17 protein-coding genes and 1 tRNA gene are annotated in these 19039 nt (G+C 56.3%); 8 read left to right on the forward strand and 10 right to left on the reverse strand.

Features of this window, described 5'->3' with window-relative positions:
* Nucleotides 1-933: 933 nt before the first annotated feature.
* Nucleotides 934-1007: transfer RNA gene (locus tag BUB55_RS03540), tRNA-Pro, on the forward strand.
* 161 nt (nt 1008-1168) lie between these two features.
* Here BUB55_RS03540 and trmFO read toward each other — a convergent pair.
* The 5 genes from trmFO to BUB55_RS03565 are packed head-to-tail and all read right to left on the reverse strand — an operon-like array spanning nt 1169 to nt 7152.
* Nucleotides 1169-2503 carry a methylenetetrahydrofolate--tRNA-(uracil(54)-C(5))-methyltransferase (FADH(2)-oxidizing) TrmFO gene (gene trmFO, locus BUB55_RS03545; protein WP_073188286.1) on the reverse strand — a complete coding sequence of 445 codons (1335 nt, stop codon included), beginning with the start codon at nt 2501-2503 and terminating at the stop codon, nt 1169-1171.
* A 5-nt stretch (nt 2504-2508) separates the two neighbouring features.
* The gene (locus BUB55_RS03550; protein ID WP_073188438.1) at nt 2509-2964 is read right to left on the reverse strand and encodes a hypothetical protein; all 456 of its coding nucleotides are present in this window, start codon (nt 2962-2964) and stop codon (nt 2509-2511) included.
* Nucleotides 2965-2984: 20 nt separating this feature from the next.
* Nucleotides 2985-4106: an IMP cyclohydrolase gene (locus tag BUB55_RS03555; RefSeq protein ID WP_255369485.1), complete on the reverse strand. Its 1122-nt coding sequence runs from the start codon at nt 4104-4106 to the stop codon at nt 2985-2987.
* Entirely contained in the window at nt 4075-4896 is an 822-nt protein-coding gene (locus BUB55_RS03560; protein ID WP_073188289.1) for a NifU family protein, read from the reverse strand. Before BUB55_RS03560 ends, BUB55_RS03555 begins: the two co-directional genes overlap by 32 nt.
* Before the next feature lie 12 nt (nt 4897-4908).
* Nucleotides 4909-7152 carry an AsmA family protein gene (locus tag BUB55_RS03565; RefSeq protein WP_073188291.1) on the reverse strand — a complete coding sequence of 748 codons (2244 nt, stop codon included), beginning with the start codon at nt 7150-7152 and terminating at the stop codon, nt 4909-4911.
* A 212-nt stretch (nt 7153-7364) separates the two neighbouring features.
* Between BUB55_RS03565 and BUB55_RS03570 the strand changes: the two genes are divergently transcribed.
* The gene (locus BUB55_RS03570) at nt 7365-9032 is read left to right on the forward strand and encodes a glycoside hydrolase family 9 protein (RefSeq protein ID WP_073188293.1); all 1668 of its coding nucleotides are present in this window, start codon (nt 7365-7367) and stop codon (nt 9030-9032) included.
* A 7-nt stretch (nt 9033-9039) separates the two neighbouring features.
* Here the strand turns inward: BUB55_RS03570 and BUB55_RS03575 are convergent, their stop codons facing one another.
* The 4 genes from BUB55_RS03575 to BUB55_RS03590 are packed head-to-tail and all read right to left on the reverse strand — an operon-like array spanning nt 9040 to nt 12133.
* The gene (locus BUB55_RS03575; RefSeq protein WP_073188295.1) at nt 9040-9885 is read right to left on the reverse strand and encodes an ElyC/SanA/YdcF family protein; all 846 of its coding nucleotides are present in this window, start codon (nt 9883-9885) and stop codon (nt 9040-9042) included.
* Between the two features lie 27 nt (nt 9886-9912).
* Nucleotides 9913-10365 (reverse strand): GNAT family N-acetyltransferase, encoded by a 453-nt coding sequence (locus tag BUB55_RS03580; protein WP_234971786.1) that lies wholly within the window; start codon nt 10363-10365, stop codon nt 9913-9915.
* 40 nt (nt 10366-10405) lie between these two features.
* Nucleotides 10406-11071, reverse strand: coding sequence for a tRNA (adenosine(37)-N6)-threonylcarbamoyltransferase complex dimerization subunit type 1 TsaB (tsaB, locus tag BUB55_RS03585; protein WP_073188299.1), 666 nt, complete (start codon nt 11069-11071; stop codon nt 10406-10408).
* 27 nt (nt 11072-11098) lie between these two features.
* Nucleotides 11099-12133: a D-alanine--D-alanine ligase family protein gene (locus BUB55_RS03590; protein WP_073188439.1), complete on the reverse strand. Its 1035-nt coding sequence runs from the start codon at nt 12131-12133 to the stop codon at nt 11099-11101.
* A gap of 173 nt (nt 12134-12306) precedes the next feature.
* Here BUB55_RS03590 and BUB55_RS03595 point away from each other — a divergent pair, with 173 nt between their 5' ends.
* Together BUB55_RS03595 and BUB55_RS03600 are read left to right on the forward strand one after the other, a co-directional pair.
* Complete coding sequence (locus BUB55_RS03595; RefSeq protein ID WP_073188440.1) at nt 12307-13227, forward strand: NAD-dependent epimerase/dehydratase family protein; 921 nt, start codon at nt 12307-12309, stop codon at nt 13225-13227.
* A gap of 133 nt (nt 13228-13360) precedes the next feature.
* On the forward strand, nt 13361-13804 hold the full coding sequence (locus BUB55_RS03600) for a hypothetical protein (RefSeq protein WP_073188300.1): 444 nt from the start codon (nt 13361-13363) through the stop codon (nt 13802-13804).
* Nucleotides 13805-13846: 42 nt separating this feature from the next.
* Here BUB55_RS03600 and BUB55_RS03605 read toward each other — a convergent pair whose 3' ends face one another.
* Nucleotides 13847-14749 carry a geranylgeranylglycerol-phosphate geranylgeranyltransferase gene (locus BUB55_RS03605; protein WP_073188441.1) on the reverse strand — a complete coding sequence of 301 codons (903 nt, stop codon included), beginning with the start codon at nt 14747-14749 and terminating at the stop codon, nt 13847-13849.
* Nucleotides 14750-14798: 49 nt separating this feature from the next.
* Here BUB55_RS03605 and BUB55_RS03610 point away from each other — a divergent pair, with 49 nt between their 5' ends.
* The 4 genes from BUB55_RS03610 (at nt 14799) to BUB55_RS03625 (ending at nt 19039) form a co-directional block, all read left to right on the forward strand.
* Nucleotides 14799-15050 (forward strand): hypothetical protein, encoded by a 252-nt coding sequence (locus tag BUB55_RS03610; RefSeq protein WP_073188302.1) that lies wholly within the window; start codon nt 14799-14801, stop codon nt 15048-15050.
* A 202-nt stretch (nt 15051-15252) separates the two neighbouring features.
* A complete protein-coding gene (locus tag BUB55_RS03615; protein ID WP_234971787.1) occupies nt 15253-17331 on the forward strand; it encodes a family 43 glycosylhydrolase in 2079 nt (692 codons plus the stop codon).
* Nucleotides 17332-17420: 89 nt separating this feature from the next.
* Nucleotides 17421-18629 (forward strand): ribosome small subunit-dependent GTPase A, encoded by a 1209-nt coding sequence (gene rsgA, locus BUB55_RS03620; protein WP_073188305.1) that lies wholly within the window; start codon nt 17421-17423, stop codon nt 18627-18629.
* 2 nt (nt 18630-18631) lie between these two features.
* Nucleotides 18632-19039 (forward strand): hypothetical protein, encoded by a 408-nt coding sequence (locus BUB55_RS03625; RefSeq protein WP_083596853.1) that lies wholly within the window; start codon nt 18632-18634, stop codon nt 19037-19039.

Raw genomic sequence — 19039 nt, forward strand, 5'->3', positions numbered from 1 at the left:
TCGATTTTTTTTGTCACCCCGGACTCCCTTCCGGGGCGGCATCGAATAAATGAAAAGGGCAGCCCAGAGGGCTGCCCTTTTTGTTGGGGAAAATCGCTACGGCTTGAACGGGGGGATATAATCATCGTCTTCCGTTTTGACATTTATGTAAGTCATATGCACTCCTTGAGTTTATTGCAGAATATACGTACTTTTACAGGGCGAAAAGTGAGCGGAAAATCACACTGTGACGGGCCGCACAGAATGCGGTGGACTATATTCTATTTTGGAGCAAGGTGAAGTTGGTCTCGCAAAAGAAAATTTTTTTGCTATATTTAGCCCACCTTCGGGGTGTAGCTCAGCCTGGTAGAGCGTCTGCCGTGAGCAAAAAACGCCTCGTATTGCGGTATAATCGCATAAACCGGCGCCTCGACAATAGAAACAAGTAAACTTGTTTCTGCTGTGCTCGGCTTAGGTTTATTTAACGAGGCGTGATTGCGGTCTTTTTAGGGATCAGAATGTCGTTAGTTCGACAAAAACACCGGTGAGCAACGCGAACGTAAAGGTGTTTTTGCGCTTGCGCTGCGCGCAAGCCCGCAGGGCGGAGCGAAACGTAGTGAACGCTCCGCAATCTGGCTACCCCTGGTCCGTGAGGACCATACAAAAACGAATTATATCCGCAAATAACAAAATATTTTCTATATTTGGGGCACTCGGGGTGTAGCTCAGCCTGGTAGAGCGTCTGCTTTGGGAGCAGAATGTCGTCAGTTCGACAAAAATACCGGTGAGCAACGCGAACGTAAAGGTGTTTTTGCGCTTGCGCTGCGCGCAAGCCCGCAGGGCGGAGCGAAACGTAGTGAACGCTCCGCAATCTGGTTACCCCTGGTCCGTGAGGACCATACAAAAACGAATTATATCCGCAAATAACAAAATATTTTCTATATTTGGGGCACTCGGGGTGTAGCTCAGCCTGGTAGAGCGTCTGCTTTGGGAGCAGAATGTCGTCAGTTCGAATCTGGCTACCCCGATACACAAAAGGTCCCCTTTATGGGGACCTTTTGTGTATCTTAGGTATCGCCAGATCGAACTGACCAGTTCGACAAAAACACCGTTGAGCGAAGCGAAAGTAAAGGTGTTTTTGCGCTTATGCGCAAGCATAAGCCCGTAGGGCGGCGCGAAACTTCTTGTTTTAAAACTTCCTTGTTGCAATCCATTCGCGGACGCACTGTTCCGCTTCGTTGGCGAGAAATTCCTTCTTGTTCGACTTCTTCATCTTGAGCCCCTCGGTATGGGGGAGCAACCCGAAGTTGAAGTTCATGGGTTGAAAGTCCTCGTTTTCCTCGACGAGTCGGTTCATGAGGGCTCCAATACAGCTCCCGTCAGGGAGCGGGTCGGCATGCCCGTGTAAAATCGTAGAAGCCATGTTCCAGGCGGCGTACCAGCCTGTGGCGACGGCTTCGGTGTAGCCTTCGCTGCCGGTAATTTGCCCCGCGAACCATGTGGGCGGGATTCCCTGGGCGCATGGAAGTTTGGGCCTTAAACGCAGGGTGGCGTCCAGGAACTTGGGCGATTCGATGAAGGTATTGCGGTGCATGCAGCCGAGGCGCGCGAACTTTGCGTTGCGCAAGGCCGGGACCATCGTGAAGATTTCCTTTTGCGTGCCCCACTTGAGGCGCGTCTGGAACCCGACCATGTTGTAGAGTGTCTTCTGCTTGTTCTCGGCGCGCAGCTGGATGACTGCATACCACAGGTGCCCATTGTTGCCAAGGCCCAGGCCAATGGGCCGCATGGGGCCGTGGCGGAGCGTCTCGTAGCCGCGGCGGGCGAGTTCCTCCACGGGGAGGCAGCCCTCGAACAGTTCGTGCTTCTCGTAGGGGCGAGGCTCCACGCCCTCGGCTTCGGTGAGCTTGCGGACAAACTCCGCGTAGGTTTCCTTGTCGAGGGGGCAGTTGATAAAGTCCGCGGTTTCGCCCTTTTCCCATCGGTTCATGTAAAAGGCGTGGTCAAAGTCGATGCTGTCGGTCTCGACTACGGGGGCGATGGCGTCAAAAAAGTGCAGGCGTTCGCTGCCCAGCCGCTTGAAGATGTCGTCGGTCAGGGCGTCGCTGGCGAGCGGCCCTGCGGCCACGAGCGTCGGGCAGTCACCTTCCAGCGAGGTCACTTCTTCGTGGTGGAGGGTAATGTTGGGGGCGTCGGCAATTTTTCTCTCCACCGATTCGCTGAACAGGTCGCGGTTCACGGTGAGGGAGTCGCCTGCGGGCACTGCCGCCTCGCGGGCGCTTTCGAGTAAAAAGCTCCCGAGCATCGTGAGCTCCTGTTTAAGGAGTCCGTGTGCGCTCGTTTTGCCCATGGCCTTGAAACTGTTGGAGCACACGAGCTGTGCCAAATGGCCGTCCCTGTGGGCGGGCGTCATTTTGTTTGGACGCATCTCATAAAGGTCAACCCGAAAACCGCGGCTTGCAAGCTGCAGGGCCGCTTCGCATCCGGCGAGTCCGCCGCCAATCACTCTGACGCGTTCGTTCATCGGGGCTAGTTCAGGACAATCTTCTTGTAGCTCTTGGCGTTGCCGATCCAGAGTTTCACGAGCAGTTCCTCGAGGGAGGCTGTCGAGACGCAGTCGGGGTCGGCATCCTGGATCTCGTCCGAGATCAGGTTCGCCTGAGTCAAATTGAGCATCCCGTAATACAGCGCTTCCATGAGCTGCGACGCGAACTTGGGCGAAATGTTCGTTACATAGTCCATGTCGTTGAGCGGGGGAAGCTGCGTATTGTCGGGGGAGAACTGGTCCAGGTTGTCCATGGTCCACATGTCGGCAGCCTTGCCCATGTCGGGGGTGGGGGCTATGCTCAAGAGCTTCTTGTGATAGTCCCTCCACTCGGCGTCCGAGGTTTTGCCCGATTTACGGACAGCCTTCAAGAACGAAAGCACCGCGTAATACAGTTCTTTCTCTTTCTGGTTGACTTCTTTTGTGGACGTAGGATTCATACCCTTAATATATACCAAAATTAGTGACGGAAGTGGCGCATGCCGGTAAATACCATGGCGATGTCAAATTCGTCACACTTTTCGATAGAAAGGTCGTCTTTTTTGGAGCCGCCCGGCTGCACAATGTAGCGCACGCCAGCATCGTGGGCCGCCTCGACGTTGTCGGGGAACGGGAAGAATGCATCGGAACCCATCACGACTTCGCTAAAGACCTTCTTTTCGAGGGCCTTGAGGCCGGCTTCGTTGATGCACTTGCCGTTTTCGTCAAAGAATGGCTTTGCTTCTTCCATGCGGGCGACGTTGTCGCGCACGCGCGGCTGGCAAAGGCGGAGGTTAGAGTCAATGCGGTTCGGCTGGCCGGGGCCAAGACCCATGATTTGGAAGTAACCGGGCTTGTATTCGTAGCACATCACGATGGCATTGCTCTTCGTGTGCTTGGTGACGAGCCAGGTAAAGCGGGCGAGGTCTTCTTTGTTTTTGGGGAACTGCGCCTTTGTGACGCATTCAAACTTTTCCCAGGTGCCCACGTCGCGGTCCTGCACCAGCATGCCGCCAATCACGTGCTTGTACACCTTGCAGGTCGTGGCCTTCTTGATTTCGCCCACTTCCAACAAGCGGATGTCCTTGGATTTGTTCTTCAAGAATTCGAGGGCGTCGTCGTCAAAGGCGGGTGCGAGGAGGATTTCCACAAAACGGCCCTTGAGGAATTCGGCGGTCTTGAGGTCTACCTTGCGAGTCACGGCAATCACGGAGCCGAAGGCCGACACCGGGTCGCCCGCCCAGGCGGCTTCCATGGCTTCACGGAGGCTTTCGCCGGTAGCGAGTCCGCAGGGGTTCATGTGCTTTACGATCACGACGGCGTTGCCGTCGCTGAATTCGCGGGCCATCTCGAGGGCGGCGTCGGCGTCAACGATGTTGTTGTAGCTGAGTTCCTTGCCCCAGAGCTGCTTTGCGGTGGCGAGGCTTGCCTCGGTGCAGGTCGGGTCGCGGTAGAACACCGCGGACTGGTGGGAGTTTTCGCCGTAGCGCATGGGCACGGGGTCAACGAATTTGAGAATCAATTCTTCGGACATTTTTTCCTCGTTGTTTTTCGTAAAAATAGCAAATGCGTTAGTACATGCTGGCTGGCGGGTTGTTATCATCGAGGCCGGGCAGGTCGGGGTTCGCGGGGTAGTTCGCGAGCGGATCCTCGGGTTCCACGGTCAGGTTGTAATAGACATTGTTCTTGAGTTCGTCCTCGATGTAAAAGAGCGTGCCGCCCATGGCGCTTCCGCAACCGGCGCATGCCCCCTGGTAGCGGATTTGCAGGCGGTTGTCGTCGGTCAAGTCCAGAATCTCGATGTCGCCGCCGTCGCCCTGCAGCGTGCCGCGCACGGTCTGGTGCAACCATTCCTCGATCTTCTCAATTTTTTGCACCTTGGTCATGGCGTTCCACTCGGCGTCGGCCTCGGCGCGTCCTTCGGCGCTTTGCGTGCGGTACTTGATGCGCTCCATCTTTTCGCGCACAATAATGGCGGCGCCCTTCTTTTGGGGGTAGGTTTCGGCGATTTTGCCGATGAGTGTTTGCATTTGCGAGACCTCGACGGCATTCTCTGGGATGGCTGGCTCGTCGGGAGTGTCGCGCAGGTTTTGCTCGATGCTTGCCGCGGTAATGGCGCACGCCTCGTCAATTGTTTTTTGCTGTATCAGTTTGCAGAAGGTGTCGGCGAGGGCGGTAAAGACTGGACCGCCGTACGTGAAAAATCGCGTTTCCAAAATCTTGTCGCAGTCCGGGTCCACCATCAGGTAGACCTTGAGGCTAGCTTCCTTCACGTCTACGAGGGCGAGGCCTTTTTCGTCGGCTTCAATCTGGAAAATGGCACCACGGTACTTGGGGGCCTTCGCGATCTCCTGCACCTTCTGGGAAAGCTTTGTAGAATTTTCTTCGTTCATATCGGTAGTCAACTATTGCACGTCCACCGTCACCTTGTACATGGGCTTGCCACGGTGGCCCGAGAGCCCTCCGGCAGGGGCGGTAATCACCTTGAGGTTCTTCTTGGTGACGCCCGGCTGCTGTTGCAAAACCTTGAGCAGATCCGCGTTGCGCTTGGCGGCGAGTTCGGCGAGTTCTTTTTTGAGGGCGTTCAGGTCGATGCTCGCCTCGTGTTCTTTAACGTAGGCATCCAGACCTTCTTCGCTGTCCTTCATCTCGAGGATGGCACGTTCGTCCAGCTCGGTCAGGGCGGTCTTCGCGTTCTTTTGCTTGTAGAAGTCCGTCTTGAGCTTGTGGGACTTATACTCCTTGGCTGTCTTCTTGGGGTTGTAATACTGCGTGAAGGTGAGCGAGAGCTTGGGGTCCTTCTTGAGGGCTTCCGTCATTTTCCGCGCCTTGTCGTACTGTTCGCTGGTAAATGTCGTGCTGGCGGCGTCCACCACGACTTCGTCGTCCTTGCCCAGGTTCAGGCCAACGGCAGATGCACCCGTGTTGGCCACGTTGCCCACGATCTTGATGGGGGAGAGGGCCACCTTCACCAGAAGCTTCGTGATGGTGTTCCAAACGATTTTTAGGTAGGAGAATTCGGGGTCCTTCAGGTTGCCCTTGACCGGGACGTCAAACTGGATTTTGTCGTCCTTGTCCTTCAAAATGTAGAGACCGACCTTCATGGGCACAGGGTATTCGGGGTCGGCGTTCGGGTCCTTGTCGGCCACGTCGATGTTGTAGATGTCGATGGTGTTCTTGCTGTCGATTTCAAAGTTGTTGATCTTGTTCTCGCTTGCAAAGGCCATTGTGCCGGCACTCAATGGGTAGCCCGTGTAGTGGTGGCTGTAGTTGCTAAAATTTTTGAGTGCCAAGTTCTTTACGCTAATGTAGGCGTCCATAGTGCCGAGGTCGCTAATGGCGCCCTTGTACTTGAGGCTCATTCTGCCGCCGTCCGGGAATGCCGCCGAGACATTCACGGTGCAGGGTGTGTCAAAGTTGATGTTCGAACCGTTCACCGTAATGGCGCTCACCGTGTAGTGGAACGGGTTCGTGATGGTCATGTCGTTGGCGTTCACGGTCGTGTTTTGCACCAAGAGCTTGGTGATTTTCGCCTTCATCTTCTTGGCGGGGGTGGCTTCCTTGGAGGTGGTGTCCGGTGCGGCCTCGCTCTCGGTTTTGTTGCTTGTTTTGAGCAGGGCGTCAATGTTCGTCTTGCCGCCCTTGTACAGGTCAAGGTGGGCAAACGCGCCGTCCACAATCACGGAGTCAATGTCAAAGTTGTTCTCGTTCAGGTTCACGCGCGCAATGCCCACGCCCACGTGGTTCACTCCGATTGTCTTGTTGTTCGTTTCGGTGAGCACAATGCTGTCGAGGGCGACCGTCCCCTTCACGTTGCTCGAGAGAACGTCTCCCAGGTTTCCTTCCACCTGGATGTGCGTGGTGAGGCTTCCGCTAAAGTCCTTGTAGTTGATGAAATCGTTCAAGTAGGGCTTGCCGCAGGCGAGGGCGAATTTTTCGAGCCCTACGTCTACCTTGAAGTCGTTTGTGGCGGCGTTCATGTTCACCTTCACATTCAGGTCGCCGCCGTCGGCGAACTTGAAGCTCACGCCCACGTCGGTTTGCTTGTTGCTCAGGTAAACCGCGGGAATGCCCACGTTGAAGTCTTGCAGGTGGATCTTGGAGCCAATTTTTTTGTCTTCGTAAATGATGTTGCCTTTTTCAAAGAAGATGTTCTTGACCGAGATACTGACCGGGAGGCCCTTCGCAATCTCGGCTGCGTTCACCATGCCCGTGTCGGTGGCAGTCGTGTCCACCTTGACGGAGTCCTTCGCGCTGGTGTCGGCCTTCGCCAAAAAGTCCAGGATGTCGCTGAAGTTGAAACGGTCTCCGTTTTGCGTCACGTGGATGTAGAGGCCCTTCATGTAGATTTCGCTCACGGCCGCGGTCTTGGAGACGATCTTTAGCGGGTCGATGTTGATGCGGAACTTCTCGAACCCGACGAACGGCGTTTTGCCGTCCTGTTCCATGATGGCGAAGCTGTCGACATTCACGGTGAAGGTGAGCGGGTTCAGGCTCACATTCTCGATGGCGACCTTGCGACCGATGAATTCTTCGGAGTGGGCGACGACGTAGTCCTTGACGAACCCCGGGGCGAGCTTAAGCGCAGCAAGCACGAGAATGATAAGGACAGCAACAACAATGGCGATGATTTTGAGAGCTTTTTTCATGCGCACAAATTTAGAAAATGGCGCCGAAGATGGCTTGAAAATGCTGTTATTTGATTAATTTGGGCAAAATCGGGTTTGTGCCGCCTTCGGTTGTAACTTGTTGATTGTCAAAAGGTTAGCTCGTTCGGGGTGTGTTTTTCCCGTTCACTATCGTAAACAGAAAATATACGTAAAAAGCGCTTGTTTCGGGTGCAAAAAGCTATTCTTACGCCATGAGTTGCAAGGTCGAGTGTAAAATCCGCTATAATCACGTCGGTTACGGGGTCAAGTTCCCCAAACGATTTTTTGTAGCGGTTCCTGCAGTGGGCGAGTCTGCCTGCGGTTCGAATATGCGCGACTATGCCGGCGCCCGCTTTGTGGTTGTGGGGGAATCCGGGGCGCTCGCCTTCGAGGGGACGCTTGCCAAGCGCGGATTTTGTGACTATACTCGCGAGATGGTTTACGAGGGCGATTTTTCGAATGTTGCCGCCCCCGGCAAGTACAAAATCAAGGTGTTTTTGGGGAGCGACGAAGGCACGCTTTGCCTCGCTTCGCACGAGTTCTCGGTTTCGGACGAATGGTTTTCGCGGCAGCTCATGGCGAACATCAAGTCGTTCTATTTTCAGCGCAGCGGCGTGGCCCTCCCGGTAGAGAAGGCGGGAAAGTGGGCGAGACCCGCGGCGCATTTGGACGACTGCATTGCCTTCCATGCCATTATGAATCGCGAGGGCACTTGGAATGCGCATGGCGGCTGGTACGACGCCGGCGATTACGGCAAGTACATTGTGAACGGCGGTGTAAGCGTGGGGACGCTTTTGCTCGCTTGCGAGATGTGCCCGCCCGAGCCCACACTCCTTGAAGAGATCCGCTTTGAGCTGGACTTCTTTTTGCGTATGCAAGATGCCGATGGCGGCGTGTTCTTCAAGGTGACGCCCGGCCATTGGGACGGCTTTATGATGCCCGTGGATTCTGACGTGATGCAGAAGCGTTTTATTATGGGCAAGTCCACCTCGTCGACGCTCAATTTTGCGGGGGCGCTGGCCCAGGCGCACCGGGTGTTCCAAAAGCTGGACCCCGATTATGCCGCCCGGTGCCTCGCCGCAAGTCGCCGCGCCTACGAATGGGCGGTTCAAAATCCCGATGCCGACTGGCCGCACAATACCGAAGGGAGTGGCGGCTACGGCGACGAACACGTCGAGGACGAGTTCTTCTGGGCCCGAGCCATGCTGTACCGCGAAAGCCGTGATCCCGCTCTCCGCGCGCAGCTGCCGGGCGACATGCTGTTGAACCCGGTGCAGCCCTGCCTCAGCTGGCGCGACACTCATAATTTTGGGTGGATGGCGCTTGCCTTGCTCGATGCCCCCTCGGGTGCCGACGCCGACCTACAAAAGAACGCTAGGACCGAACTCGAACGCATTTCCGCCGAAATAGTGAATCTCCACGAGGCCGACGCCTACGGCCTTTCCATCCGCAAGTTCGTGTGGGGGAGTAACGGCGAAATCGCGAACCACGCGCTCACCTTGCTTGTGACTTACAGCTGGACTCGCGACCCCAAGCTGCTGAATACCGCAATGGAGCTGGTCCACTTTGTGTACGGTCGCAATCCGGTCGACACCAGCTTTGTGACGGGTTCTGCCTGGAGTTCGCCCATGCACCCGCACCACCGCATTTGCCATTCCGACGGTGTGGAGGAGCCCATCCCGGGGCTTTTGGTGGGCGGGCTCAACAACGACCGCCAGGACTTGCACCGCATGGCGCATTATTCCAGCGATTTGCCGGGCTTTGCCTATACCGACGAACGTTGCAGCTTTGCGAGCAACGAGACCGCCATCAATTGGAACGCCCCGCTCACCGCAGCGCTCGCCTTAATCCGCTACTACAGTTTGGGCCAAAATACTTGATTCTCCACTAATTTTTGACGGTGGCGGTGTCTTTGGCGGGTTTTATGTCTGTCTTCGCGCTGTCTTCCTTCACGCTGTCGACCTTGGTGCTGTCCGCCGCTTTCACGGTGTCGCCGGCGGCCGCTTTTTTAGACAGCTGCTGCAAGTCGATTACAGGGTCGTCCAGTTCCTCTTCGGCAATGGAGCGGATCCTTGAGTAGTAGGTGGAATCGGCCACGTCAAGCGTGTCACGCCCCCACAGGTCAAAGTAGGAGTTTAAAAGAGCCGCCCATTCGTGGAGCCAACTCTTGCGCGATTCTCTGTCAAAGAACCAGTCATCGGCGTTGTACATGTAGTGATGGATGTCGGCTGCCAAATAGGTGGTGCTTGTGCCGGTGAGGTGCGTAAAGATGTTGACGGCGCGGTGCGTGGCTGCGGCGGCGGTCACCAAGAGGACCGTGTCCATGTGGTGCAACTTGATCCAAGGGATGATGGTGTAGGCTTCGGCGACGGTGGAGGGGTCGTCGTGGCGGGCTAAAAAGATGGTCCCCTTGTCAAAGTTGCCGAGCGTCAAAAAGTCTTCGGCGTAAAAATCGGCGTTGCTCTTGTCGCGGAAGGCGCGCCTGCCCAAAATCATCACCGAGTCCACCTTGCCTTCGGCGAGGAGCCCGGCGGCAAAGTCGTTGCGTTCCAGGTCGGGAGTCTGGCCGTCAAGAATCACCGCCCACTTGACGTGCGTGAATTCGTCGTCCTGGACCAACCAGCGCCCGCTTTTGGTAATGGTGATGTAAAAGAGTGCGACGAGCACGACGAACACAACTGCCAAGACGCCGAACAGTCTTTTGTGGCTCTTGTGCGAGCTCCTGTCTTTCATTAGTATTTTAGACAAAGTAAATCCCTCTTATCTTTGGTACAATATAGCGTTTTCGCCGTCGGCGTAATAGTTCTTGCGCTCGCTGAATGCGGTAAAATGGTGCTTTTCGTAGAACCGTCGGGCTTTGGCGTTCCCTTCACGTACTTCGAGGAACATCTTGTCGCCGGCGGCAAAATCCAGCTGGGCAAGCCCTGCGTTCAAGAGTGCCGTGCCAATGCCTTGTCGCTGCACGCTGGGTGAGGCGGCGATGCTCAGCAGCTCGGAATCCGCGCCCATCATGTGGAAAACCGCGTACCCCAAAATTTTGTCCGCCTCCGGCGCAATACAATCCGGCGCAGCACAATCCTTAGGTTCTGCGGTATACACGACGCATAGCGCATAGCCGGCACGCAGTTCCGCTGAGAACTGTTTTTCGTTCCAATCCTGGAATGCGAGCTCCCGCTGCAAAGCGAGCACCTGTGGCAAGTCTGACTCTGTCATTTTGCGGATTGGCATTGCTTTTGCACCCCCGGCAAACCAATTAGACGTTCAGTTTTTCAAAGTATGAGGGCTGGATGTAGTTCGCTTCCTGGATCAGGCTCGGCTTTACCGTGCCAAATAGCGGAGCCCAGTCGCTGAGCGGCTTGCCCGTGTCGGGCGTGACGCTTGCACCAATCTCTTTGAACAGGACTTGGAGTGCTTCGTCTGCCATGGCGGCTGTGTCGGCGACAATCGCCTGTACCGGGTTCGCCCTCAGTTGCGCTACCACCTGCGCGGTCTCTATAAAACTTTCGATGTCGTTCAGCCGCAAATACCAGTAGCCGTTTCGCGCGCGGATCACCACGGCGACGTTTTCTTTGGTACAACCCGTGTTCTTGGGGGCGAGGGCAAAACATTCCAGAGCCTGCAAAGTCGTGACGCCAAACAGTTGACGCTTGCCGCTAAAGCAAATGCCCTGGCAAAAGGCGACTCCTGTGCGGAGCCCGCTGAACGAGCCCGGGCCGACAGTCACCATCACGCGCTTCACGTCGTCGAGCTTTGCGCCCACGCGGTTCAAGAGCTCGTCGAGCGAGCCTCCCAGCGTTTCGCCTTTCGCCTCGGGGTTCACGATCTCCTCGTACAGGGGGGCGGCACAGTCCTTGCCTGCGGCGGCTAGTGCCATCGAGATGCCCTTCCGGGAGGTGTCTACATAGAGGTCAAGCTTCATTGCACATTCCACACGACACACTACACATTATCGCTTGATCGCGATGCTCTTGTCGATAATCAGGTCGATGAGCTGGCTGTAGGTGATGCCCACGCAGGCCGCCTGCTGCGGCAAAAGCGATGTCGGAGTCATGCCCGGGAGCGTGTTCGTCTCGATAGCGAAGAGTTCGCCATCCTTCGTGATGCGCACGTCGGTACGGCTGTAGCCTGCGCCGCCGAGGGCGTAATGCGCGTTCTTCACGAGTTCCTGGATGCGGGCTGTCAGTTCCGGCGCGAATTCCGCGGGCGTCACTTCCTGGCATTCCCCGTTGTACTTCGCCTCGAAGTCGAAGTATTCACGGGTCGTCATGCGCATCTCGGTGGGCGGGAGCGGCTTTTCGCCTTCGATGTAGCCGCAGCTCGCTTCGCCGCCGGCAATAAACTTTTCGCACAGCAGGCGGTTAGAATCCTTGAACAATTCCTGCGTAATCTTGCCGGCTTCGTCCATGTCCTTCGCGATGCCGATGCCAATGCTGGAGCCGCCCAGCGGGTCCTTGATCACGAGCGGGAACCCGAGTTCGTCGGCGACGCTCACGAGCGTATCGCCCGTAAAGTCGTGCTTCCAGATGACGCGGTACGGCGGGGTCGGGATGCCGTTCGCGCGGTAGATTTCCTTGGACTTGATCTTGTCCATCGCGAGTGCGGAAGCGAGAAGCCCGCAACCCGTGTACGGGATGCCCCAGTTCTCGAGCAGGGCCTGGATGTGGCCGTCTTCGCCCCACTTGCCGTGCAGCGCCAAGAACGCGATGTCGGCAGCCGGGAGTTCGGAGAGGGCAGGGGACTTCTTGGTGCAGGCGGCCGTGCCTTCGAGGCTACGGAAGTAGTTCACCGAGAAGTTGTCCTTCTGGTACGGGGAAAGTTCGCGGGCGGACCAGTGCCAGGTGCCGTCCTTGTCAATCAAAACGGGGTGGATGTTGTAGCGTTCCGGATTCATGGCGCGCACCACGCCGGTACCGCTGACAACAGAAACATCGTGCTCGGTGGACGGGCCACCCATCAAGACCAATACGCGTAAACGAGACATATAAACCTCTTGAAAAACCTTACGGCTCATAATCTAGCATTTCTTGCCTAAATTGGCTGATTTTGGTGGGAAGAGTGATTGATTTCGGTGAAATTCGGTGCGATTTCGGCGAAATGTATCGGCAATCTGGAAATCTTTTTTTGTTATATTACAAGCATAACAAAGAGGTGCTTATGCGCGTATTCGTCACTGGGGGTACTGGGTTTATTGGCCATTATGTGGTCAAGGCTTTGCTCGAAAAGGGGCACGAGGTGGTTGTCGCCACCCGCCATCCCAACAAGGTCCCCTCGCTCAGGGCCCAGCCCAAGGTGAGCTTTGTCGAAGCGTCCCTCACTGACTTTGACAAGATGGCCGACGGCCTCGTGGGCTGCGACGCTTGCATCCACATTGCGCTTGGCTGGGGCGAGACCCCGACGTCCATGCTTATGAACGATACCCGCGCGACTGTGACGCTCCTCGAGATGGCGGCCAAGGCGGGTTGCAAAAAGTTCATTCAGACCAGCAGCACGGCGGCGATGGGCCGCATGCGCCCTGTGATGCGCGAGGTCACCAGTAACTTGCCCTTGGACCTGTACGGCGCGACCAAGGCGGCTGGCGAGGCCTTTGTTCTCGGCTTCCGCCACGGCTACGGCAAAAACTTCCCCGAAGTCACCATGACACGCAACATCATCCGTCCGGGCTACACCTTTGGTAACCCCGCGTTCCCCGACGGCTGCAGCCAGCCGGATCGCCGCTTCTTTGAGATGGCGCGCGCCGTCAAGGATGGACAAAACATCAACATCGTCAAGAACGACGGCACGCAGTTCATCCATGCGAGCCAGCAGGCGCAACTCTACCTCAAGCTGCTCGAGAGCGACAAGAACGAGGAAATCTACCTGGGTCTCGGCTCGGTTTGGGTCAGCTGGAAGGAAATCGCCGAGAAGATGATCGCGCTCTGCCCGGGCTCCAAGTCTAAAATCGTGGAAACCGACCTGGGCTGGGGCGACGAGCCCATGCTCTTTGACGTGCAAAAGATTAAGGACCATTTTGGCCTGGTCTTTGACGCCCACGAGTTCCTTGACGGACACATCAAGTGGACCTTTGACAACGCCTAACTGGTGCTGCCCTCGGCTCTAGCTTACAATACTCCAAATTGAAATTGCGACTTTCGCCAAAGCCCTGGTTTTGGCGAACCGCTACTTCGTATTTTGTTCGTAGGGGTTAAACACGACAAATAGGAGGTGCGTTATGAACCAGGTAAAAACGATGGCGGTTGCCGTTCTCGCCTTGGCGGTGGCTGCCGCATTCGCAGCGAACAAGGTCAAGTCCAAGGCTGGTGGAGTCGATCTTACGACGGAGAGGGGAGGCGGTCAGGTAATCTGCACTGCCGACTTCAACGACGAGATGTCCATCATCAGGGACGCCGGGACCGAAGTCCTCGTGAAGGGGAGCTGCGGCCAGGGATGGGTGGACAAGTCGAAACTCGAGTATGTGGCGCGCCCCGCCGGGGACAAGGCGTACACGTTTAACGAGTTCGACATCCGCGCCTGGATAGACAACCAGACTGCCTTCGGCGTCCTGATGGACGACTACGAAGAGTTCGAGGGCGTCAAGATCGACCGCGATTTTAGGGAGTACCTGCGGGAAACCATGGATCGCGAGCAGGTCGAGCGGCGTCACGCCGAAAACTAAAAGCAAGGGCTTCCGGGATTCCGGAGGCCCTTTCTGTTTTGATTAAACCGCGGTCGAGACGACGAGGGCGACGAGCCCCACGAACATCGAGAGCTTGGTCACGCTTTGCGCCTTGCGGTAGTTGCGGCGGTGCGCCTGCACCAGTATGTAGGCAAAGCAGGGGGACATTGTCGCCCCCGTCAAAATCACAAAGAGCACGGGGTATGTTCCTTGCAGCACGGGCATGGGCAGGCTAATCCAGGTGAACAGCAAGAATGCGCCGGCAAAGCGGCGTGCCGTGGTGGCGCCCGCGATGAGTGGGAAGGTCATGATGCCCGCCTTGAGGTCGCCCGTTTCGTCTTCCAGGTCCTTGTAAATTTCGCGTGCTGTGGTGAGCAGGAACGCGAATAGCATGGCGGGGAAGAGGAACGCGAATTTGGTGAGGGGCTCCAGCGAGGCGCCGTCGCTCTCGATTGGCCCTACAGGCGACACGAGGCACAAAAGGAGTGGTGTCGCGCACAAAAAGGCGACGGTCATGTTCTTTAACAGCGGAATGTGCTTGAGTTTTATGTTGTATGCAATCAGGAACAGGGCGAGTCCCACCGCAAAAATGGTTGGGATGGCGCTGTACGCCCAAAAACCGTCGGCGACACCGCAGCCGATGGTGAGGATGGCGGACATGGCGCTGCATACCTTGGCCGCCTTGACTGTCGCTTTGCCGCAAACGAGCGGACGTTCGGGACGGTTTGCCCGGTCACTTTCGAGGTCGAGGATGTCGTTCTGGATGTTCGCGAAGGCGATGGCGAACGCGAACAGGAGGAGCTCCGCCGCAAGGCGCGCTGAACCCAGGGCCTCGGTTTCGCTGCCGGGCAGTTCCCCCAGCAAAAAGTAGCCGATGAGGAGCGTCGCCATGGCGATGACTATGTTCACGGGGCGGATCATTTTGAAGAGCGTTGCGATGTCCATGCCTTGAATGTAGAAAAAAACGGGCGGCAAACATTATTATATTTGGGATATGGCGTTTTTCACAAAAAGCAACCTGGAAGACCTGCGCAAGGAGGCGGAGCAGCTCTCGATTTGCGTGGAGCATTTTTTGTACGCCTCAGAACACATTCCCGAGGGCGACTGGAAGACCAAGGGGTTCTACGACAACTGCATCGAAAAATGCAACGGCCGCCTCAAGGCGATCCACTTTTTGATGGAGTCCATTCGCCAGAACCGTCCGGTTAGTGAGAAGGAACTGGAAACGGGGGCGGAACGCGAATAGGACCGAGTCTACGCTTTTTTTGTTGAAATGTGGACTTTTTTTTGAAAGAAAATGATTAAAAATGTTAAAAAACATTGAATTATGCCTAAAATGTAGACAATTTTTTGTAAAAAATGTAAAATAGGCGTTGACTTTGGCTGCGCAAAAACCTATGTTTATATAAACCATTGTTGGTTCAAAAAAAGGGATTGGATTTATGGGTATGAATTTTTCAAAAAAGACTTTGATTTGGGGCGCGGTCGCCGTGTCCGCCCTCGGTACGCAAGCACCTGCTGCCGACTGGTTCGCTAAGGACAACCTCCAGCCGGGGCACGACCCCACGGTGTACAGGGACGAGAACGGCTACATTCTCATGTCCACGAACAACAATTTGTCGATGTGGACTTCTCCCGACATGGTCAAGTGGACTGCCAAGGGCCGGATTTTTAACGACAGCCCCCAGTGGCTCAAGGATGCTGTGGGTGGCAAGACCGACGGTATCTGGGCTCCGGACCTGTTCCATTTCAACAATCAGTACGGTGTGTTCTATTGCGGTTCCGTATTCGGCAAGCGCACGTCCGCCATTGGCGTCACGACGAATGCGAACCTGGACTTCTCCAATCCGGCACAGGGCTGGACCGACCAGGGCGAAGTCACCCGTACTACAAACAGCAACAACTACAACGCCATTGACGCCGACGTGGTGGTGACGCCCGATGGTCAGTACTGGATGACGTACGGTTCCTGGAACGCGGGCGGCATTCGCCTGATCAAGCTGGACCCCAAGACCGGCAAGCAGGCGTCTGACGACAAGACCAACTACCAGATTGCGACCCGCGGTGGTTCGGGAATCGAAGGCCCGAGCCTTATTGAGCACGGCGGGCAGTACTTCCTCTTTACCGCATGGGATGTGTGTTGCAAACAAGGTGACGAAATTGAGCAGACCACCTACAAGACCGCCATGGGCCGTGCCGACAAGGTGAACGGCACCTACAAGGACCGCGGTGGCAAGGAACTCAACAGCGGTGGCGGCACTATTTTGATGCAGCGCTACAGCCGTTATGTGGGCCCGGGTGGCGGAGAGGCGTTTAAGGACCTGAACCGCATCCGCTTTGTGCACCACTATTACGACTTGAACGGCGACAAGTTCAACCATATCCACATTCGTGACCTGGTGTTCACCGACGACAACTGGCCCGAAATGGGTCAGCCTTTCCTTGGCCGCTACCTAAGCGCCGAAGCGGAACACGGCATTATGACCCGTGCTGTTTCGGGCGACATCACGTTCAATTACACGAAGGACGCCTCCAATGGCGAGTACGTGGGTTACATTAATACAAAGGGCTCCAAGATCCGCCTCCCCATGAACATCATGCAGGCGGGCGACTACCTGCTGCGCTACCGCTATGCGAACGGCGGCGACGCTGAGGCGACGCACAAGGTGACGGTCAACGGGAAAACGCAGACGGTGAAGCTCCCGGTGACGGGCGCCTGGGGCACGTTCCCCGAGAAATCGGTTGTGTATATCCCCGTGACGCTCAAGCGCGGCGGCAATTTTATCGAGGTGGAACCCGACCAGAATTTTGCGGAACTTGACCGCATCGACTTCTTGCGCATCATCCGCGACACGATCCCTACGAACGGCTTTGACAACGGCATCAAGGTGCGCCTTACCGACAAGGACGAGTTCGCCATCAAGGAAGGCGGCTATGCGATTTTCGAGAACGCGGTGCTGGATTCTCTCAAGGACGTGTCCGAGGTGTTCCTCCAGGTGAAAAGCGCCTCGTCGGGCAAAATCCAGCTTCGCGAAGGCTCCAAGGACGGGACAGCGTTCATGACGTGCGACTTGTCCAACGCCTCTCCCGCAGATAACGGCTGGTCCATGGCGAAGTGTACGGGCGACATGAGCTTCAAAGGTACCAAGGACTTGTACCTGACTGTGTCCGGAGTTCCGGGCGAAACCATTCTCGGAAACCTTGTTTTCCAGTCGCGGGTGGTTTGTACCCAGGAACCGTGCGGCGATCCGGCTTCCAGCTCCAGCACGGAGCCCTCCAGCGCCGAGTCGAGCTCCGGGACTACGGGCCTGGACGGGATTGCGGGTGTTGCGGGCAAGCCGCACTTGCTTGGATTCTCGCGCGAAGCTGGCGTGCGTTTCTCGGCCCCGGTAAAGTATGTGCTGGCCGACATGCAGGGCAACATTTTGCGCGTGGGTTACGGCGAGCACATTGCCGCCGAGTCCCTCAACGCGGGCGTTTACGTGCTGCGTTATGCGGGCAAGGCGCAAGCTATCAAGCTCAAGTAAACTGAGCCCGTGTTTGGCAGAGTCTTAAAAGGGAAGGCCGCGATGGCGCTTCCCTTTTTGTTTTGTGAAAGTTTCTAAATTGCAGTTGAATGCGTAATGACGGTTTAGACGACTCGCTGGACGACGAATTGCAAGGCGAAGCTCCGCTTAGGAGCGTGCGCCCGACTCGCCGTGACCACCGCACTCGCCGCATCGATGTGATGCGGGAGCTGGAATCGGGCGTTGTGGACGAGCGTCCGACCAAGGTGCGTTTTAGCCGTGAGTGCCGCAAGGCGAAAATCAAGCGCGTCAAGAACCCTATCGAGAACATTGGCGAAGAGAACTGCGTTGAGGGCCTGGTGCTCGAGGTTCACCGCCGTACCTGCGAGGTGAGGCTCTCGGCGACGTCTGAGCAAGGCGATTGCACTGAGGAAGTGGTGACGGCGATGTACCGCGCGACGACCTCTAAAACGTTGGGCGAGTTCCCGGCGGTGGGCGACCGAGTGCTTTTGGGCCTCGTGAACAGTGACGACGACTCGGGCGACGGCGTGGGCTCGCAAAAGTACTGCGTGGTGCGGGTACTCCCTCGCAAGTCCCTCCTCAGACGCCCCGGCCCCCGCGACAGCTTTTATAAGCAGCAGACCCTCGCGGCGAACATTGACCAGGTGGTCATTGTGGCGAGCGTGACGCAGCCCGAGTTCAATTACGGTTTTATGGACCGCTTTTTGCTGGCGGCGAACCTGAATGATCTTCCCTTTGTTTTGGTGCTCACCAAGATGGACCTCCTCCCGGGAGGGGAAACCGACCTTTCCAGTGACATCAGGGACTTTATGAGCATCGCCGACAAGGTCATCCCGGTGAGCGTCAAGAGCGGAGTTGGCCTCGAGGAACTGCGCAGGGAACTGAACGGCAAGGCCTCGGTGTTCAGCGGCCAGAGCGGCGTCGGCAAGTCGACGCTCATCAACGCGCTGGTGCCCGAGGCGGAACTCGAGACGGGTGCTGTGCGTGAACGTGACGGCAAGGGCCGCCACACGACTACCTCCTCGAGCCTGTTCGATTTGCCGGTGGTAGATTTTCCCGAGGGCGGAATTGTGATAGACACCCCCGGGATTAGGAGCATTGGCCTCATGGACATGGAAGGGGAGACTCTCGCCAAGATTTTCCCCGGTTTTTTTGAGGGCGACCTGTTCACCTGTAAGTACAGCAACTGCCTGCACCTCAGGGAACCCGGTTGCGCCGTGCGCGAGGCGGTGGAGTCGGGCAAGATTTCACGCGCCCGTTACGCGAGTTACCTGCGTATTTTGAATTCGAGAAGTTAATCATGGATGTTGCACTTAAAATTACCTTGATTGCATCCATCATCTTGATGGGTTACAATGTGTCTGAATTTGTGACGAGTTACGAGGCTCTCTGCGAAAAGACGGACGAGTTTAAAAAGCTCGCCGTCGAAAACGAATCCAACGAGGGGGACCTCCGCCGTTCGAATTTGCTGCTCTCGATGGGGCTTTCGATTGTGTTCATAGGGCTCACTTACCTCTCGGGGCTTGCGTTCTGGATAACCGCCGTGGTGGCGGTAAAGCTGTTTTTTACGCTTTATTGCTCCGATTCGCTGCTAGTTTGCGTTTTGCGGGTGGGCGACATCCCCAAAAAATTCTATATGCTATCTAAGGTAGATGCGCTGCTCAATGCCTTTTTGGGTTTGGGCGTCGCCCTCATTTTGGTTTTGTGA

This window comes from Fibrobacter sp. UWP2, assembly GCF_900141705.1.
GTDB lineage: Bacteria > Fibrobacterota > Fibrobacteria > Fibrobacterales > Fibrobacteraceae > Fibrobacter.

Bases quoted from the DNA above. Each gene is read 5' to 3' on its own strand.
- BUB55_RS03590 (WP_073188439.1), bottom strand. From the start codon at position 12,133: ATGTCTCGTTTACGCGTATTGGTCTTGATGGGTGGCCCGTCCACCGAG.
- BUB55_RS03560 (WP_073188289.1), bottom strand. From the start codon at position 4,896: ATGAACGAAGAAAATTCTACAAAGCTTTCCCAGAAGGTGCAGGAGATC.
- BUB55_RS03625 (WP_083596853.1), top strand. From the start codon at position 18,632: ATGGATGTTGCACTTAAAATTACCTTGATTGCATCCATCATCTTGATG.
- BUB55_RS03570 (WP_073188293.1), top strand. From the start codon at position 7,365: ATGAGTTGCAAGGTCGAGTGTAAAATCCGCTATAATCACGTCGGTTAC.
- BUB55_RS03550 (WP_073188438.1), bottom strand. From the start codon at position 2,964: ATGAATCCTACGTCCACAAAAGAAGTCAACCAGAAAGAGAAAGAACTG.
- BUB55_RS03595 (WP_073188440.1), top strand. From the start codon at position 12,307: ATGCGCGTATTCGTCACTGGGGGTACTGGGTTTATTGGCCATTATGTG.
- BUB55_RS03615 (WP_234971787.1), top strand. From the start codon at position 15,253: ATGAATTTTTCAAAAAAGACTTTGATTTGGGGCGCGGTCGCCGTGTCC.
- BUB55_RS03565 (WP_073188291.1), bottom strand. From the start codon at position 7,152: ATGAAAAAAGCTCTCAAAATCATCGCCATTGTTGTTGCTGTCCTTATC.
- BUB55_RS03610 (WP_073188302.1), top strand. From the start codon at position 14,799: ATGGCGTTTTTCACAAAAAGCAACCTGGAAGACCTGCGCAAGGAGGCG.
- BUB55_RS03575 (WP_073188295.1), bottom strand. From the start codon at position 9,885: ATGAAAGACAGGAGCTCGCACAAGAGCCACAAAAGACTGTTCGGCGTC.
- tsaB (WP_073188299.1), bottom strand. From the start codon at position 11,071: ATGAAGCTTGACCTCTATGTAGACACCTCCCGGAAGGGCATCTCGATG.
- BUB55_RS03605 (WP_073188441.1), bottom strand. From the start codon at position 14,749: ATGGACATCGCAACGCTCTTCAAAATGATCCGCCCCGTGAACATAGTC.
- rsgA (WP_073188305.1), top strand. From the start codon at position 17,421: ATGCGTAATGACGGTTTAGACGACTCGCTGGACGACGAATTGCAAGGC.
- BUB55_RS03555 (WP_255369485.1), bottom strand. From the start codon at position 4,106: ATGATAACAACCCGCCAGCCAGCATGTACTAACGCATTTGCTATTTTT.
- trmFO (WP_073188286.1), bottom strand. From the start codon at position 2,503: ATGAACGAACGCGTCAGAGTGATTGGCGGCGGACTCGCCGGATGCGAA.
- BUB55_RS03580 (WP_234971786.1), bottom strand. From the start codon at position 10,365: ATGACAGAGTCAGACTTGCCACAGGTGCTCGCTTTGCAGCGGGAGCTC.
- BUB55_RS03600 (WP_073188300.1), top strand. From the start codon at position 13,361: ATGAACCAGGTAAAAACGATGGCGGTTGCCGTTCTCGCCTTGGCGGTG.